Genomic DNA, 16,623 nt, shown 5'->3' on the forward strand with positions numbered 1-16,623 from the left:
GCTGTCAGTTTGTGTCAGGTTTAAGCCAACTCGGCGCCGGTATAAGTCGCGAGTTCAAGGCCGTAAAGTGAGGACAGCTCGCGCAGGAAGCGATTGCCCTTTTTCGCCGCAGCGTAGGGGCAGTCGTCCTCAACGATGACGTGGCCAATTGTGCCGATGTTGCCGCTATAGACGTTTACCGCCTGGCCAGGCGCAACGTGGGCGGTGCAAAACCGGATGTTGTACTTGTCCAGTAATGGCTGTAGGGAGTCGGGGGCGTAGTCGTTGGCGATATGACCGCCATTGCGGGAGGCGACAGTTACGACGCTACCCGCGCGCTGAAGCACTGAGTCGTCAATTAGAATGGGCTCGCCTAGGTGCAGACGGACTAGCAGTTCGAACGGGTCGATGCCGGTCAGCATCCGGTACATCTGCGGCGCTACGCTACCCATCATGCGTGCGTTGATCTCCACTAGACAGGGCCCTTTGGCATCGCGCAACAGTTCAACATGATAAAGGCCAACATCCAGCCCCAGAGCGCTGAACACTGCCTGCACATATGCTTTGATCTCGTCGCGCTGTGCTGCGTCAAGGCCTGACGGCATGGTCGCGGTCATTTCTAATATTTCGCTATGGTCGGCGCGGAAACGGATGGTGGTCGCAAAGCAGGAGACTTTGGCGTCTTGGACGATGACTTCCGCTGAATGCAATGTACCGTCGATGTATTGCTCGACCAGATAGTCGCGGCTTATCAAGTGGTCGATCATAGGATCAGCACCCTTGCGACTCTGGCGCAGCTCGGCGAGAAAGGCGTCAAAGTCGGCCTGGCTATGGCAAATGGCGGAAAACTGCTTGGCGAATCCGCGGGTCGGCTTGACAACGAATGGTAGCGACAAACTCGGAGCGACCCCGTTGATCAGTTGCTCTTCGCTCAGTACTTCAAAATCAGGAGAGCGTAGTCCGTGTGCCCGCAGCGTCTCGCGCAATCGACTCTTGTATACCGCCCCGCACAGAGCTTCGTACCTCGGGTAGAGGGTGCCGATACGCTGGGCCTCACGCGCCACCGGTACTATGGCTGCTTCAGAGGTAGAGATGAGGGCGTCAATAGGACGCTCTGCGTGCAGGTTGGCCAACAACTGGCTGAGTTCGCCGTCTTCCAGGTTATCGATACGCAAATAAGTATCCACATATCGCAGGTAAGGCTCGAGACGGGAGGTGTCGTCCTTGATCGAGATCGTCAGGAACGAGGCGTCGCGCTGATGAATGAAGGTGACATGGCAGCCAAGCCGTTTGGCTGCCTCAAAAGCCAGCAGGCCGCTTACGGTGCTGTCGACGAAAACCACGTGTTTCATTGGAACCTCGGATTACCAGAGATGAAAGTAAATGGTGCTGAGCCCGAACAGCATTGCGAAGCAAGCGACCGTCGAAGGTGCGCCATACTTGGGAATTCTCAAGCTGGTGACCTGGAGGATGCCGACCAGGGCCACCAGGCCGACGATCACACCGGCACCGTAATGCCCGGCCGATAGCCCCATCAGCGCCAGCGCAAAGACAAATCCTGAATATGTGGTGGGTAGCCCCTGATATCCCCCGCCAGCCGATGTGCTGGGCATGCCAAACAGCGATAGCCGCAAAATGGCCGTGAAAACCAGAGTTGCTGCGGCCAGCGTGGCCGAAAGAGACTGGTCGAGGATTAGGATGACGAGGGCTGGCGTGATGCTGAAATTGAGCAAGTCTGCAAAACTGTCTAGATGCTTGCCGAAGGCCCGTTGCGCGCTGTTCGCCGCCAGGTAGCGTCGGGCTATGTGGCCGTCAAGGAAATCGAGCATCGCGGCCAGGCAAATCACCGTTGCCGCCAGAACGAACCGTCTTTGCAACGCAAAATAAACAGTACCGAAGGCCAACCCGATATTGAACATTGTTAATAGGTTCGCCAAATCCAAAAGGCGGACGAACGGAAATACACGCGCCAATGTGGGCATATTGTTCTCCCTGAAGAAATTATTTAGACAGGCTGTTTTCCCTTGATCGCAACTGTCTTTCGAAGGGCGTTGGTTGCGACGAAATAGAAAGCAACGAAGATAACGCTCGTGCTGAACAGGCCTGCATACTTAACCAGAATTGAACCGACGAAGATGGTAATTATCATGCCTAAGTAGACCCCGGCATACTGGACAGATGCCATCAACGGCATGGCACTGGTAGGTGTGCTCCTGACAAGGTCGGCTTGCAACTTGAAAAATGTCAGTTCGAAAAAGAATATGTAGAAAAAATACGCGATGTAACTGGACTGAATATCATGGCCGAAGGCTGCGAGCATCATGAACAGGCCGCTGACTACAGCCATCGGCATAGGTAGCGGTCGCAAATTGCACTTGTCCAAACGATAGAACAGTACTGCGCCCACCAAAGCTGCCACACTATTGACGGCCTGCAACAAGCCGACATACACCTCTCCCAAGCCCAGCACATGGGCCGGTAACAGCACCCTGGATACATTGAAGAAACCCTGAAAAAGGCTGACGAAGACGATGAACTGATAGAGGCTGAGGCGTAGCGCGGGATACTCCTGCAAAAGCGAACCAAGGGCAGTCAATAGTCTTGGTGCGACCTGCACGGTGATCGGAGGCTTTGTTGGCGCAGGTAGTAGATAGGCCGCCAAGGCCGCGATGGAAAAAAGACTGACAGTAATGAGCAGGGCTAACCCAGGCGTCATGTTGGCTTTGAACAGTACCAGACTGATGCCTGCCAGGCCGCCGGCAATGAATTGTGCGGTGAGTGTCAGAGGCACTGAGCTGGCGATTTGCGAACTCGGGAAATAACACTTGATGGCAACAATACGCCCTACCCGTTGCAGCGCATCCAGGGCGCCAATGACTACCGCGCCTAACACGGCGACTTCCACATGATGTGGCAGGATCTTGTAGGTGGCCGCCGCGCAGCCCAGCGACAGCAAGTTGGCACTCCACAGTAAGGTGCGTGGCGCTAGATAGTCAGCCAGGCGGTAGATAGGAGCGACAAGAATTACCGGCAGAACCATTGGCGCAAACAGCACCACTTGGGAAAGTATTAGGCTGGCAGTATTAGCATAAATATAGTAGGAAAGATAAATATAACTCAGCGTAGAGGCCGAAATGGCACACAAGTTAACGCCCCAAAGGAGCACTGAGTGCCTACGAGATGCTGCAAACTCTTCCATTGCTCGCGCCTATTATATAGCTTCCTGCCATGCATGAAGCATACCCTGCATAGAAAATCGTTTTAAGATAGGTTAAACAAGAATTAAAAAATGCTTGTTTTGGGTGCGTCACCAAGTAAATGTGCATCATTGCAGTCCGTCAACATCTTTACTAATCCTCACCAACATAGCTTCTAATCATCAGCAAAATTAGTAGATGGAAATAAACCGACTGACTGATAAAGCCATGCTATCCCACTCGTATCGCTGTCTCGGTGAGGAATATCGATGTAGCGGCGTCAAGACTAGGTGCGGAAGGAGGGTAGGGCAACAGCTGGGCATGTATTTGGGAAATGGACTACAAGACTGTGGATAAGTCTTATGGACATATGTCAAAAGTCTTCTCGACCTGGTCGGCGTAGTTGGCTAGGGCGATGTCGAGCCGATGGCTCTGGCTTTTGCTGTGACTGTTGCTTCTAAGCGCGCGGTAGATCAGGTGCTGCAGATTGTGACTTCAGGAGGCCGAGCGTAGGGCTTGCTCCCGGGAGGACTGCGCTGCAGGCCTCATTCTGGGGCCCAGCGCTTGACGGGCATCCATGCCCGTCACCTCCATGCGCAAGGCCTGCGTTCGGCCTCCTGAAGTCGCGAAGATCAAGATCAGGATCAAAAGCCGGAAAGACCTGAAAACACCGCTAGGTCAGGCTACGAAAAGGCGATAGCCGCACGACTATCAGCGCAATAGCGAACGGTGGTTGTCCAAAAACCTGCGAAAGAGGACAATTATCGGCTTCCCGTCACAACCAGCGACCTTGCATGGCCTTTCTTGCACTTGGTATCAACCATAAGACTGCCTCGGTAGACGTACGCGAGCGCGTGGCGTTTACCCCAGAGCAGCTGGTAGACGCCCTGCAGCAGCTCTGCCGGCTGACATCCAGCCGCGAAGCGGCGATTCTGTCGACCTGCAACCGTAGCGAGCTCTATATCGAGCAGGACCACCTGTCCGCCGATGTGGTGCTGCAATGGCTCGCCGACTACCACCGCCTCAGCCTGGACGAGCTGCGCGCCAGCGCCTACGTGCACGAAGAGCACGAGGCGGTGAAGCACATGATGCGGGTGGCCTCCGGCCTGGACTCGCTGGTGCTCGGCGAGCCGCAGATCCTCGGCCAGATGAAGTCCGCCTACGCCGTGGCGCGTGAGGCTGGCACCGTCGGCCCGTTGCTCGGGCGCCTGTTCCAGGCCACTTTCAGTGCCGCCAAGCAAGTGCGCACCGACACCGCCATCGGCGAAAACCCAGTGTCGGTGGCGTTTGCCGCGGTCAGCCTGGCCAAGCAGATCTTCAGCGACCTGGGCCGCAGCCAGGCCCTGCTGATCGGCGCCGGCGAAACCATCACCCTGGTCGCCCGCCACCTGCATGAGCAGGGCGTGCGCCGCATCGTCGTGGCCAACCGTACCCTTGAGCGGGCCAGCATCCTGGCCGAGCAGTTCGGTGCGCACGCCGTTCTGCTGGCCGACATCCCCCAGGAACTGGCCAACAGTGACATCGTCATCAGCTCCACCGCCAGCCAGTTGCCGATCCTCGGCAAGGGCGCGGTCGAGAGCGCGCTGAAACAGCGCCGGCACAAGCCGATTTTCATGGTCGACATTGCCGTACCGCGCGATATCGAAACCGAAGTCGGCGAACTGGACGACGTCTACCTGTACACTGTCGATGACCTGCACGACGTGGTGGCGGAAAACCTCAAGAGTCGCCAGGGCGCGGCCCAGGCCGCCGAAGAGCTGGTGTCGGTGGGGGCCGAAGACTTCATGCTGCGCCTGCGCGAGCTGGCCGCGGTGGATGTGCTCAAGGCCTATCGCCAGCAAAGCGAGCGCCTGCGCGACGAAGAACTGCAAAAGGCCCAGCGACTGCTGGCCAACGGCGGCAACCCCGAAGAGGTACTGGCCCAACTGGCCCGGGGGCTGACCAACAAACTCCTGCATGCACCCAGCGTGCAATTGAAAAGGCTCTCGGCCGAGGGCCGCCTCGATGCGCTGGCCATGGCCCAGGAACTCTTTGCCCTCAACGAGGGCTCGACGGACAAATCCCCGCAATGAAAGCGTCGCTGCTGAACAAACTGGAAATCCTCCAGGACCGCTTCGAAGAACTCACCGCACTGCTCGGTGATGCCGAGGTCATTTCCGACCAGACGCGCTTTCGCGCCTATTCCCGTGAATACGCCGAAGTCGAGCCGGTCTACGCTGCTTATAAAGAGTGGCGCAAAGTCCAGGACGACCTCGAAGGTGCCCAGGCGCTGCTCAAGGACAGTGACCCGGACCTGCGCGAAATGGCCGTGGAAGAAGTGCGTGAAGCCAAGGAACAACTGCTGACGCTGGAGTCGCAGCTGCAACGCATGCTGTTGCCCAAGGACCCCAACGATGGCCGTAACGTGTTCCTCGAAATCCGTGCCGGCACCGGTGGCGACGAGGCGGCGATCTTCTCTGGCGACCTGTTCCGCATGTATTCGCGCTACGCCGAAAAGCGTGGCTGGCGCCTGGAAATCCTCTCCGAGAACGAAGGCGAGCACGGCGGCTACAAGGAAATCATCGCTCGCGTCGAAGGCGAGAGCGTGTACGGCAAGCTCAAGTTCGAGTCCGGCGCACACCGCGTACAGCGCGTGCCCGAAACCGAATCCCAGGGCCGTATCCACACCTCCGCGTGCACCGTGGCAGTACTGCCAGAGCCGGACGAGCAAGCGGCCATCGAGATCAACCCGGCCGACCTGCGCGTGGACACCTACCGCGCATCCGGTGCCGGCGGCCAGCACGTCAACAAGACCGACTCGGCTATCCGGATCACCCACTTGCCAACCGGTATCGTGGTCGAGTGCCAGGAAGAGCGCTCGCAGCACAAGAACCGTGCTCGCGCCATGTCCTGGCTGTCGGCCAAGCTCAACGACATGCAGACCAGCGCCGCGCAGAACGCCATCGCCACCGAGCGCAAACTGCTGGTCGGCTCGGGTGACCGTTCCGAGCGCATCCGTACGTACAATTATCCACAGGGCCGGGTGACCGACCACCGCATCAACCTGACCCTGTACTCGCTGGACGACATCCTCGCCGGCGGCGTGGAGGCGGTGATCGAACCACTGCTGGCCGAATACCAGGCCGATCAACTGGCTGCCCTGGGGGACTGATGACCATCATCGCCAGCCTGCTGCGCAACGCGCAGTTGCCAGAGTCGCCCACCGAGCGGCTGGATGCCGAGCTGCTGTTGGCTGCGGCCATCGGCAAGTCGCGCAGCTACCTGCACACCTGGCCCGAGCGAATCGTCAGCAGCGAAGATGCCGAGACCTATGCCGCCTACCTGCAGCGCCGCCGTGGCGGCGAACCGGTCGCCTACATTCTCGGGCTGCAGGGCTTCTGGAAGATCGACCTGGAGGTGGCGCCGCATACCCTGATCCCGCGGCCGGATACCGAGCTGCTGGTCGAAGCCGCGCTTGAACTGCAACCCGCCACGCCGGCCAAGGTCCTCGACCTGGGCACCGGCACCGGCGCGATTGCCCTGGCCCTGGCCAGCGATCGCCCGGCCTGGCAGGTAACTGCAGTGGACCGGGTGGAGGAGGCCGCCGCCCTGGCCGAGCGCAACCGCCAGCGCCTGGGCCTGGCGAACGCCCAGGTACGGCTCAGCCACTGGTTCGACAGCCTGGCCGGCGAGCGTTTCGACCTGATTGTCAGCAACCCGCCCTACATCGCCGCCGCAGACCCGCACCTGGTCGCCGGTGATGTACGCTTCGAACCCAGCAGCGCGCTGGTGGCCGGCGCCGATGGCCTGGACGACTTGCGCGTAATCACTGCCCAGGCGCCCGCGCACCTGGTACCGGGTGGCTGGTTGCTGCTGGAACACGGCTACGATCAGGCAGCGGCGGTGCGCGCCTTGCTGGCTGAACAAGGCTTCATCGAGGTCGCCAGCCGCACGGACCTGGGCGGCCATGAACGCATTACCCTGGGGCGCCTGCCATGCTGAGTGATCAGGAACTGCTGCGTTACAGCCGGCAGGTATTGCTGGCCCAGATCGACATCGACGGCCAGTTGCGGCTCAAGCAGAGCAAGGCGCTGATCGTCGGGCTCGGTGGCCTTGGCTCGCCAGTCGCCTTGTACCTGGCCGCTGCCGGGGTGGGTGAGCTGCACCTGGCCGACTTCGACACCGTCGACCTGACCAACCTGCAACGCCAGGTGATCCACGACAGTGCCAGCGTCGGCATGAGCAAGGTCGATTCGGCCTTGCAGCGCTTGCAGGCGATCAACCCGGAAATCAGCCTGGTTGCCCATCGCCAGGCTCTGGACGAGGACTCGCTGGCGGCAGCGGTGGCAGCGGTGGACCTGGTGCTGGACTGCTCTGACAATTTCGGTACCCGCGAGGCGGTCAACGTCGCCTGTGTCGCGGCTGGTAAGCCGCTGGTCAGCGGTGCGGCGATCCGCCTGGAAGGGCAGTTGTCGGTATTCGATCCACGGCGTGACTACAGCCCTTGCTACCACTGCCTGTACGGCCATGGCAGCGAAGCCGAGCTGACCTGCAGCGAAGCCGGTGTGATCGGCCCGTTGGTGGGCCTGGTGGGCAGCCTGCAGGCGCTGGAGGCGATGAAGCTGCTGGCCGGGTTCGGCGAGCCGCTGGTCGGCCGCCTGCTGCTGATCGATGCTCTCGGCACTCGTATCCGCGAGCTGCGGGTCAAGCGCGACCCGGCCTGTGCGGTCTGCGGCAAGCGCGATGGCTGAGCGCTCGGCGCCGGTCGGCGTGATGGATTCCGGAGTCGGCGGCTTGTCGGTGCTCGCAGAGATCCAGCGCCTGCTGCCCAACGAGACGCTGCTTTACGTGGCCGATTGCGGGCACATACCCTACGGCGAGAAGTCGCCGGACTATATCCGTGAGCGTCTCCGACGCATTGCTGCGTTCTTCCATGAGCAGGGCGCCAAGGCCATGGTACTGGCCTGCAATACCGCCACGGTGGCGGCGGTGGCCGACCTGCGCGAGTTGTACCCGACCTGGCCGCTGGTGGGCATGGAGCCGGCGGTGAAGCCCGCTGCCGCCGCCACGCGCTCGGGCGTGGTCGGTGTGCTGGCCACCACCGGTACCCTGCAGAGCGCCAAGTTCGCCGCCTTGCTCGACCGTTTTGCCAATGACGTGCAGGTCATCACCCAACCTTGCCCGGGGCTGGTCGAGCTGATCGAGACCGGCGACCTGGCCAGCCCGGCGCTGCGCCAGCTGCTGCAAGGTTATGTGCAGCCGTTGCTGGCCGCTGGCTGCGACACGTTGATCCTCGGCTGCACCCATTACCCCTTCCTGCGCCCGTTGCTGGCCGGCATGGTGCCAGCCGACGTGGCCATCATCGACACCGGTGCCGCAGTGGCGCGCCAACTGCAGCGGCTGCTGGGCGCGGATGATCTGCTGGCCGATGGGCCAGCCCGGGATACCCGCTTCTGGACCAGTGCCGATCCGCAATCACTCAGACAAATCCTACCTTTGCTGTGGCATAAGTCCGACAGTGTGCAAAGCTTTTCATTGTGAAAAAAATGTGAAAAGAAGCTGAACTATCGTACCACTGCCGTTTTCTATCGCTTTGCCTGACATGAGGCGGATACCAATAACAGCAAAGAAGGATGTTGCTCATGAAGAAGCTGCTCGGCTTGGCGGCGGTTGCCGCCTTCACCCTGGGGCACTCACTGGCGGCGCAGGCTGCCGACGTTTCGTTTTCGGTGGGGCAGACCGGTGACTCGACCATGGTCTACCGGTTGGGGCTGCAATCGAATTGGGACGCGAGCTGGTGGCAGACCAGCGTCGGGCGCCTGACGGGGTACTGGGATGGGGCCTACACCTATTGGGATGGTGACGAGACCGCGAGCAACCATAGCCTGTCGTTCGCGCCGGTGTTCGTCTACGAGTTTGCCGGGGAGTCGGTTAAGCCTTATATAGAGGCGGGGATTGGCGTGGCGGCATTCTCCAGCACCGAGCTGGAAGACAACGAGCTGGGCTCGGCATTCCAGTTCGAGGACCGTATCGGCTTTGGATTGCGCTTTGCCGGTGGGCATGAGATTGGCGTGCGGGCGATTCACTATTCCAACGCAGGCATCAAGCAGCCCAACGATGGGGTGGAGAGCTATAGCCTGCATTACCGCATGGCGCTCTGAGCTCTCCTGTACCGGCCTCTTCGCGGGTGAACCCGCTCCCACAGAACCGCCTGTATCTTGAGTGCAGTGGTGTACCTGTGGGGGCGGGTTTACCCGCGACGAAGGCAGTGCCGATGCCAGGCTTTAGCGCGTCAACGGCCACAGGCCATTGAGATCCAGAGCCTCCAGCACAAGCTCGGGCTCCCTCTGCGGCCACCGCCGCAGCAGCTCTTCTGCCGCATTCTGCGGCGTCCACGCCTCCGGTATCGCCTGCGCCGGTGTCACAGGTATCTTCAACGACTGCGGCCCCACCACGGTCAGCTCAACCCCCTGCGCCTTCAACGCCTGACGCTGCTCGCGCATCCACTGCGGCATGTTGTTCCAGCCCGCAGGCGCCTGCGTCGGTGCATGCAGCTGCAGCGCCGAATAACGGTTGAACACCGCCATCACCTGGGGTGAGTCACCCTTCGCCAGCAAAGGCAGCGCTTTGGCCAGGCAATGCTCGCCGGCCAACTGGTTGTCAGTGACGATCGCCTCGAACAACTCGCTGTCCGCCACATCGTCCGCCAGGTAATCGCTGGTACCGGCGTTGATGATCAAGCCGTCCAGCGCGCACCAGGCATGGCATATCTGCTGGCTGGCCTGGGCCGCCTGGTGTTCTTCGTGCAACTGCCACGGCAAGCGCAACAGCTGGCTGCCATAGCGTGCAGCCAAGGCATCCAGTGCCTCGCCATGCCTGCCGCTTGCAGCTACCCGGTGTCCTTGCTCGAGTAACCCCTCCACTAACGCCAGGCCTAGTCCATTGCCTGCTCCCGTCACCCAGATACTGCGTGCGTTGTTCAAGATGCTGCCCTCTGATCCTGCCGGCGCGGGAGGTTCTTGAATGCCTCCAGTGCGCGCTGACGACTGCTGTCGAGATCGACAATTGGACTGTGATAGGAATATCTAGCAAAAAGATCGGCCGACTTCACAGGGAAATGAATGGCTTTTTCATCCAGCCCCTGCAATTCCGGCAGCCAGTGCCGAATGAAACGCCCTTGCGGGTCGAAACGCTGCGACTGTGAAACCGGGTTGAAGATGCGGAAATAGGGCACTGCGTCGGTGCCAGTGGACGCGCTCCACTGCCAGCCACCGTTGTTGGCGGCCAGGTCGCCGTCTATCAGGTGGCGCATGAAATGCCGCTCGCCCTTGCGCCAGTCGATCAACAGGTTCTTGCTGAGGAACATGGCCACGATCATGCGCAGGCGGTTGTGCATCCACCCGGTATCCAGCAGCTGGCGCATGGCGGCGTCGATGATCGGGAAGCCGGTCCGGCCCTGTTCCCAGGCTTCGAGGTCGGCCGGTGCATCGCGCCAGGGCAGGGCTTCGGTCTGGGCGCGGAAGGCGCGGTGACGCGAGACCTGTGGATAACCGGTCAGGATGTGTTTGTAGAATTCGCGCCAGAGCAGCTCGTTGATCCAGGTTTGCACGCCGCTGCTGCCGCTGTCGAACTCGCCGCGGTTGCTGGCCAGGGCGCCGTGCAGGCACTGGCGCGGTGAAATCACGCCTGCGGCCAGGTAGGCCGAGAGCTGGCTGGTGCCGGGCTTGGCAGGCAAGTCGCGCAGCTGTTGGTAGTCGTCGATGGTTTCGTCGAGAAAACGGGTCAGCCGCGCCTGCGCTTCAGCTTCGCCGGCCGGCCAGTGGTCGCGCAGTGCTTGCGCGGGTTTTTCGAAGCCGTCCACGTGCTGGGGGATCGGGTCGCTGCTGACCTGCAGCGGTGCCTGGCGTTTCACCCGCTGGGCCAGGGCGGGGAGGCCGCGGTGCAGGTGCTCCAGGCAGTTCTTCTTGAACTGGCTGAACACCTGGAAGTAGTCGCCGCCGCGGGTAAGGATGGTGCCTGGGCGGAACAACAGCTGGTCGAGGTGGCTGAGGGCCTGGATGGACGACTTTTCCAGCAGCGCGCGGGTGGCGTCGTCGCGACGTTGCTCGTTGATGCCGTACTCCTCGTTCCAGTGCACGCTTTGCACCTGATGTTGGCGGCAGACATCGAGTACGGCCTGTGGCGCCTGGTCCCAGGTGTCGATCCTGCGGATCAGCAGGGGGATGTTCAGGTGCTCCAGCGCCTGGCGCAGGTCGCGCAGGTTGCGCAGCCAGAAGTCGACTTTGCAGGCGGCGTCGTCGTGGGCCAGCCATTGCCCGGGGCTGACCAGCCACAGGGCGAGGGTGGGGCCGCGTTCGCAGGCGGCGCTGAGCGCGGTGTTGTCATCGATGCGCAGGTCGCTGCGCAGCCAGGTCAGGTGCATGGTGCGGTCATCTCTCCAGGCTGGCGGTCATGGGCTTGCAGCAAACGCAATGCCGCCTGAGGGGTATCGAACAGGGCAAGGTTGGGCAGCCTGAGGGCACGCAGCCGGGCTTCGTGCAACGCCAGCATCGGCCCGCCGGCCAGGGTCGGCACGGGCAGGTTGGACAGGGTGCGTTGCAGCGCCTTGTCATCGATGCGTGGCCCCAGGTGCAGCAGCACGGCGCGCGGCTTGAGCATGGTGACGGCACGTTGCAGGTGCGCGCCGGCAATGGTGTGCTCCAGTACTTCGACCGGCAGGCCGTTGCTGGTGAACAGCCAGGCGCACAACCACAAACCGGGGCTTAAGGTGTGTTCGCTGTGTTCGGTCAGCAAGATGGCAGGGCCTTGCAGCAACTGGTTGTCGTGGTAGACCCGGGCGCCCAGCTTGCTGCGCAGCCAGCTGTGGAAAAACACCTGCTCAAGCCGTGCGTTGAAATAGTTGCGCCAGCGCAGGTCGAGGAGGTCGAGCAGCGGCAACAGCAATTGCTCGCACAGGGTGACGGCCGGGTACAGGGCCATGGCCTGGTTGAGCTGCTGGTCGAGGGCGCGCTGCGACAGCGTGGCGATGGCCTCGACCAGTTGGAACTGCCGGGCTTGCCAGTCGCCTTTCGGTGGCGTGCTGGCCGGTTTGTCGAGCAACTCGCGTACCTGGCCGACGGAGGCGCCGCGTTGCAGCCAGGCGAGGATCGCCTCGACGCGTTCGACCTGCTCCAGCGGATACAGGCGATGGCCCTTGGCGGTACGCTGGGGCTTGAGCAGGCCATAGCGGCGCTCCCAGGCGCGCAGGGTGACGGGATTGACGCCCGTGCGGCGAGCCAGTTCGCCGATGGGCAACAGGATTTCAGACGGCATTGCGCAGGCCCAGGCGCTCGGGGTGCGGCTGCAGGTAGGCCTGCTGCTGCAGATACGGGTCGGGGTGCTTGCGCAAATGGTGCTTGAGCAGGGTCAGCGGCACTACCAGGGGCACCACGCCTTGCTGGTATTGGCCGATGATGGCTTGCAGCTCGGCTTTGTCCTGCTGTGTGAGGGTGTCCTTGAAGTAGCCGCTCAGATGCTGCAGCACGTTGCAATGGGTGCCACGGCTGGCACAGCGACGCAGGGCCAGCATCAGCTGGCTGAAATAGCGCGGGCCGATGCTTTGCGGGTCATCATCCTTGCTCATGCTGCCGAGCAGGCGCCCAAGGCTGCGGTAGGCCTGTGGGTTGTTGGCCATCAGCAGGTACTTGTAGCGCGAGTGGAACCGCACCAGGGCGCCACGGCTCAGGCCTTCGGCCAGCAGGCGCTGCCAGTCGGCGTAGGCGTACACACGGCTGATGAAGTTCTCGCGCAGCACAGGGTCGTGCAGGCGGCCTTCTTCTTCCACCGGCAGGTCCGGGCGCCGTGCGCAGAACGCCTGGGCATACACGCCCCGCCCACCGTGGAAGGCCGGGTGGCCATTGTCCTGGTACACCTTGACCCGCTCCAGGCCACAGGAAGGCGATTTCTGCATGAAGATGTAGCCGCAGATATCGTCGAGTTCGGCTGCCATTTGCTCGCCGTAGTTGCGCAGCGGGCCGGTCAGGTCCATGCCGGGGTTGCGGGTGCCTACCACTTCCGGCTGCTCGGGGTTGCCGACCAGTCGGATCGGGTCGCGCGGCACGCCCAGGCCGATGGCCACCTCCGGGCACACCGGCAACCAGTCGAAATGTTCCTCGAGTTGCATACGGCACAGGTCGGAGGCCTTGTGGCCACCGTTATAGCGCACGCTGTGCCCGGTCAGGCAGGCGCTGATGGCGATACGCGGCTTGCTGTGGGCAAATGAGTCGTGCATGGGCTGCCTCCAAAAACCTGTACGAGACTAAAAAATTGTACAGGTTCATTCCAGCACAGCCCGGAAGTTATGCAAACCAGTTTTTTTGTATAACCCTACATCACTCGAGGTGTTCGAGCAGCCGACGCGCCGCTTCCTGGCCACTGAGCCAGGCGCCCTCGACACGGCCGGACAGGCACCAGTCGCCGCAGGCGTACAAGCCCTGGTCAGCATCGGCCAGGGCGCCCCATTCATGGTTGCTGCTCGGGCGGGCATAAAGCCAGCGGTGGGCCAAGGCAAAAGTAGGTGCCGGCACCACGCAGCCGACCAGTTCGGCGAACTCGCCCCACAGCTGTTCGATCACTTCTTCCTTGGGCAGGTCGATGTGTTGCCGGCTCCAGTCCGAGGTGGCGTGCAGTACCCAGGTGTCGAGCTGCTCGTCACGCCCGGGCTTGCTGCGGTTGCGCGCCAGCCAGTCGAGCGGGTTGTCCTGCACGAAGCAGCCTTGCATCGGGGTTTCCAGCGGGGTCTGGAAGGCCAGGGCGACGGCCCAGGTGGGCTCCATCTGCACACCGGCGGCCACGGCAGCGAGCTTCGGGGTAGCGGCCAGCAGCGGCGTGGCCTGTGGTGCCGGCACGGCGATCACCACGCGGCTGTAGGGGCCGTGGCTGCAGCCTTCGGTGTCCTGCAGGTGCCAGTACTGCTTGCCGCGGAACACTTCGGCGATGCGGCAGCCGAAATTGACCGTCACATCCTTGAGCAGGCCGCGGGTGATTGCGCTCATGCGCGGCACGCCCACCCAGCGTGTCTGCTCGTCGGGTGAAGGGGTGAGTTCACCATCGCGGTAATTGTACAGCTGTGGCTTCCATTGCTCGGCCCAACCAGCGGCAACCCACTGCTGTACCTGCTCGACGAAGCGCCGGTCACGGGCGGTGAAATACTGGGCGCCGAGGTCCAGCGCGCCAGCTTCGCTGCGCTTGCTGGCCATGCGACCGCCACTGCCGTGGCCCTTGTCGAACAAATGCACGGATTGCCCGGCCTTCTGCAAGGCCTGGGCGGCTGACAGACCGGCGATACCGGCCCCGATGATGGCAATAGGTACTGTCATGATGGCCTCTTCAAACCTTGCTGTAAGCAGACTACGCTGTCAGGCAAACCTGTACAATGCTCAAATGTTGTATAAGGTTATTCCGTGTTGGCAGGCAGGTTGGCCTATGTTTATCCGAGAGCGTCGGGTCAAAAAAGTGCCTTGATGTTAAAAATAGACCACCGCCGCATTCTGCGAGGACACAGCCATGCATATATTGCTGACAGGCGGCACCGGGTTGATTGGCAAGCACCTGTGCCAGTACTGGCTCGGCCAGGGTCATCGCCTGACGGTATGGAGCCGGCGACCTGAGCAGGTGCCGAAAATTTGTGGGACCGGCGTGCGTGGCATTGCCCGCCTGGAGCAACTGGAAGCGGATGATCACTTGGACGCAGTGATCAACCTGGCCGGTGCGCCGATTGCCGATCGGCCCTGGACGGCGGCCCGGCGCAACCTGCTGTGGTCCAGCCGCGTCACCCTTACCGAGCAGCTGCTGGCCTGGCTGGGCAGCCGCGAACAGCGCCCGGAAGTGCTGATCTCCGGCTCTGCGGTGGGCTGGTATGGAGACGGTGGCGAACGCGAGCTGACCGAGGCTTCACCGCCGGTGCGCGAAGATTTCGCCAGCCAGCTGTGCATCGCCTGGGAAGAGACAGCGCTGCGTTCCCAGGCCCAAGGCATTCGCGTGGTGCTGGTGCGTACCGGTTTGGTGCTGGCCAGTGACGGCGGCTTTTTGTCGCGCCTGCGCCTGCCCTTCAAACTGGGGCTGGGCGGGCCTTTGGGCGACGGGCGGCAGTGGATGCCTTGGGTCCATATAGACGACCAGGTCGCCCTGATTGATTTTCTCTTGCAGCACAAGGATGCCAGCGGTCCTTATAATGCCTGCGCCCCGGAGCCGGTGCGCAACCGCGAGTTCGCCAGGCGCCTTGGCCGCACCTTGCACCGGCCGGCGCTGCTGCCAGTGCCGGCACTGCTGCTCAAGGCCGGGCTGGGTGAGCTGTCGACCCTGCTGCTCGGCGGCCAGCGCGCCCGCCCGGTACGCTTGCTGGCGGCAGGCTTCACCTTCCGCTTCAACGATTTGCAATCGGCCCTGGACAACCTGTCCAGCCGCCTCTGACATAGGATGCTGCATGACCGATCACGCCCTGCTGCTGGTCAACCTGGGTTCCCCGGCCTCCACCTCGGTGGCCGATGTGCGCCGCTACCTCAACCAGTTCCTCATGGACCCGTACGTGATCGACCTGCCCTGGCCGGTGCGGCGCCTGCTGGTGTCGCTGATCCTGGTCAAGCGCCCGGAGCAGTCGGCGCACGCCTATGGCTCGATCTGGTGGGAGGAGGGCTCGCCGCTGGTGGTGCTGACCCGTCGCCTGCAGGCGGCGATGGTCGAGCACTGGCCCCATGGCCCGGTGGAGATTGCCATGCGCTATGGCCAGCCGGCCTTGCCCGAGGTGCTGGAGCGCCTGGTGGCACAGGGTGTGCGCAAGGTGACCCTGGCGCCGCTGTACCCGCAGTTCGCTGACAGCACGGTGACCACTGTGGTGGAACTGGCCAGGCAGACGGTTAATGAACGCAATTTGCCGTTGCAACTTCGCGTGCTGCAGCCATTCTACGAGCACCCGGACTACATCGAGGCATTGGTCGCCAGCGCCCGGCCTTATCTGGAGCAGGATTACGATCACCTGTTGCTGAGCTTCCATGGCTTGCCGGAGCGCCACTTGAAGAAACTGGACCCTACCGGCAAGCATGACTTCCAGGCGGCCGATTGCTGCAAGGATGCCAGTGCCGACATGCGCGCGGTCTGCTACCGCGGGCAGTGCCTGGCAACGGCCAGGGCCTTTGCGCAGAAAATGGGCATACCCGATGGCAAATGGTCGGTGTCGTTCCAGTCACGGCTGGGGCGGGCCAAGTGGATCGAACCCTATACCGAGGCGCGGCTGGACGAGCTGGCCAAGGCCGGGGTGAAGAAGCTGCTGGTAATGTGCCCGGCGTTCGTGGCCGATTGCATCGAGACCCTGGAAGAGATCGGCATGCGCGGGAGCGAGCAGTTTGTCGAGGCCGGCGGGCAGGAGCTGGTGCTGGTGCCTTGCCTGAATGATCACCCGGAGTGGGTGAAGGCGCTGGCGGGGATGTGCGAA

General features: G+C 62.2%; 16 protein-coding genes. 8 read left to right on the plus strand and 8 right to left on the minus strand.

Annotated features, from left to right (window positions below):
- Window positions 1–20: 20 nt before the first annotated feature.
- From B2790_RS10940 to B2790_RS10950, 3 genes are read right to left on the minus strand one after another with little or no spacing between them, the layout of a single operon-like run.
- Window positions 21–1,331: an ATP-grasp domain-containing protein gene (locus B2790_RS10940; protein ID WP_286918838.1), complete on the minus strand. Its 1,311-nt coding sequence runs from the start codon at window positions 1,329–1,331 to the stop codon at window positions 21–23.
- A gap of 12 nt (window positions 1,332–1,343) precedes the next feature.
- Entirely contained in the window at window positions 1,344–1,961 is a 618-nt protein-coding gene (locus tag B2790_RS10945) for a CDP-alcohol phosphatidyltransferase family protein (protein ID WP_286918839.1), read from the minus strand.
- Between the two features lie 23 nt (window positions 1,962–1,984).
- A complete protein-coding gene (locus tag B2790_RS10950) occupies window positions 1,985–3,178 on the minus strand; it encodes a hypothetical protein (protein ID WP_286918840.1) in 1,194 nt (397 codons plus the stop codon).
- A 792-nt stretch (window positions 3,179–3,970) separates the two neighbouring features.
- Between B2790_RS10950 and hemA the strand changes: the two genes are divergently transcribed.
- From hemA to B2790_RS10980, 6 genes are all read left to right on the plus strand, one after another.
- Window positions 3,971–5,248, plus strand: coding sequence for a glutamyl-tRNA reductase (hemA, locus tag B2790_RS10955; RefSeq protein WP_085587332.1), 1,278 nt, complete (start codon window positions 3,971–3,973; stop codon window positions 5,246–5,248).
- A complete protein-coding gene (gene prfA / locus B2790_RS10960; protein ID WP_013970909.1) occupies window positions 5,245–6,327 on the plus strand; it encodes a peptide chain release factor 1 in 1,083 nt (360 codons plus the stop codon). The genes hemA and prfA overlap by 4 nt, the downstream gene beginning before the upstream one ends.
- The gene (prmC, locus tag B2790_RS10965; RefSeq protein WP_286918841.1) at window positions 6,327–7,157 is read left to right on the plus strand and encodes a peptide chain release factor N(5)-glutamine methyltransferase; all 831 of its coding nucleotides are present in this window, start codon (window positions 6,327–6,329) and stop codon (window positions 7,155–7,157) included. The genes prfA and prmC overlap by 1 nt, the downstream gene beginning before the upstream one ends.
- Complete coding sequence (locus B2790_RS10970; protein WP_025337684.1) at window positions 7,151–7,906, plus strand: molybdopterin-synthase adenylyltransferase MoeB; 756 nt, start codon at window positions 7,151–7,153, stop codon at window positions 7,904–7,906. Before prmC ends, B2790_RS10970 begins: the two co-directional genes overlap by 7 nt.
- On the plus strand, window positions 7,899–8,696 hold the full coding sequence (gene murI / locus B2790_RS10975) for a glutamate racemase (RefSeq protein ID WP_025337685.1): 798 nt from the start codon (window positions 7,899–7,901) through the stop codon (window positions 8,694–8,696). The genes B2790_RS10970 and murI overlap by 8 nt, the downstream gene beginning before the upstream one ends.
- A gap of 101 nt (window positions 8,697–8,797) precedes the next feature.
- On the plus strand, window positions 8,798–9,316 hold the full coding sequence (locus B2790_RS10980) for an acyloxyacyl hydrolase (RefSeq protein WP_286918842.1): 519 nt from the start codon (window positions 8,798–8,800) through the stop codon (window positions 9,314–9,316).
- A gap of 123 nt (window positions 9,317–9,439) precedes the next feature.
- Here B2790_RS10980 and B2790_RS10985 read toward each other — a convergent pair whose 3' ends face one another.
- The 5 genes from B2790_RS10985 to B2790_RS11005 all read right to left on the minus strand — a co-directional run bounded on the left by B2790_RS10985 (window position 9,440) and on the right by B2790_RS11005 (window position 14,512).
- On the minus strand, window positions 9,440–10,138 hold the full coding sequence (locus B2790_RS10985; RefSeq protein ID WP_085617363.1) for an SDR family oxidoreductase: 699 nt from the start codon (window positions 10,136–10,138) through the stop codon (window positions 9,440–9,442).
- The gene (gene phrB / locus B2790_RS10990; RefSeq protein WP_286918843.1) at window positions 10,135–11,577 is read right to left on the minus strand and encodes a deoxyribodipyrimidine photo-lyase; all 1,443 of its coding nucleotides are present in this window, start codon (window positions 11,575–11,577) and stop codon (window positions 10,135–10,137) included. Before phrB ends, B2790_RS10985 begins: the two co-directional genes overlap by 4 nt.
- A complete protein-coding gene (locus B2790_RS10995; protein WP_286918844.1) occupies window positions 11,568–12,467 on the minus strand; it encodes a MerR family transcriptional regulator in 900 nt (299 codons plus the stop codon). Before B2790_RS10995 ends, phrB begins: the two co-directional genes overlap by 10 nt.
- On the minus strand, window positions 12,457–13,425 hold the full coding sequence (locus B2790_RS11000) for a YbgA family protein (RefSeq protein ID WP_286918845.1): 969 nt from the start codon (window positions 13,423–13,425) through the stop codon (window positions 12,457–12,459). Before B2790_RS11000 ends, B2790_RS10995 begins: the two co-directional genes overlap by 11 nt.
- 100 nt (window positions 13,426–13,525) lie before the next feature.
- Window positions 13,526–14,512, minus strand: coding sequence for an NAD(P)/FAD-dependent oxidoreductase (locus B2790_RS11005; protein ID WP_075043761.1), 987 nt, complete (start codon window positions 14,510–14,512; stop codon window positions 13,526–13,528).
- 187 nt (window positions 14,513–14,699) lie between these two features.
- Here B2790_RS11005 and B2790_RS11010 point away from each other — a divergent pair, with 187 nt between their 5' ends.
- On the plus strand, window positions 14,700–15,605 hold the full coding sequence (locus B2790_RS11010; protein ID WP_137162988.1) for a TIGR01777 family oxidoreductase: 906 nt from the start codon (window positions 14,700–14,702) through the stop codon (window positions 15,603–15,605).
- Window positions 15,606–15,618: 13 nt separating this feature from the next.
- Window positions 15,619–16,623 (plus strand): ferrochelatase (gene hemH, locus B2790_RS11015; RefSeq protein ID WP_286918846.1); only part of this gene is annotated, 1,005 nt, incomplete at its 3' end.

The organism is Pseudomonas sp. UBA6753 (assembly GCF_002453565.1).
Lineage (GTDB): Bacteria > Pseudomonadota > Gammaproteobacteria > Pseudomonadales > Pseudomonadaceae > Aquipseudomonas > Aquipseudomonas putida_Z.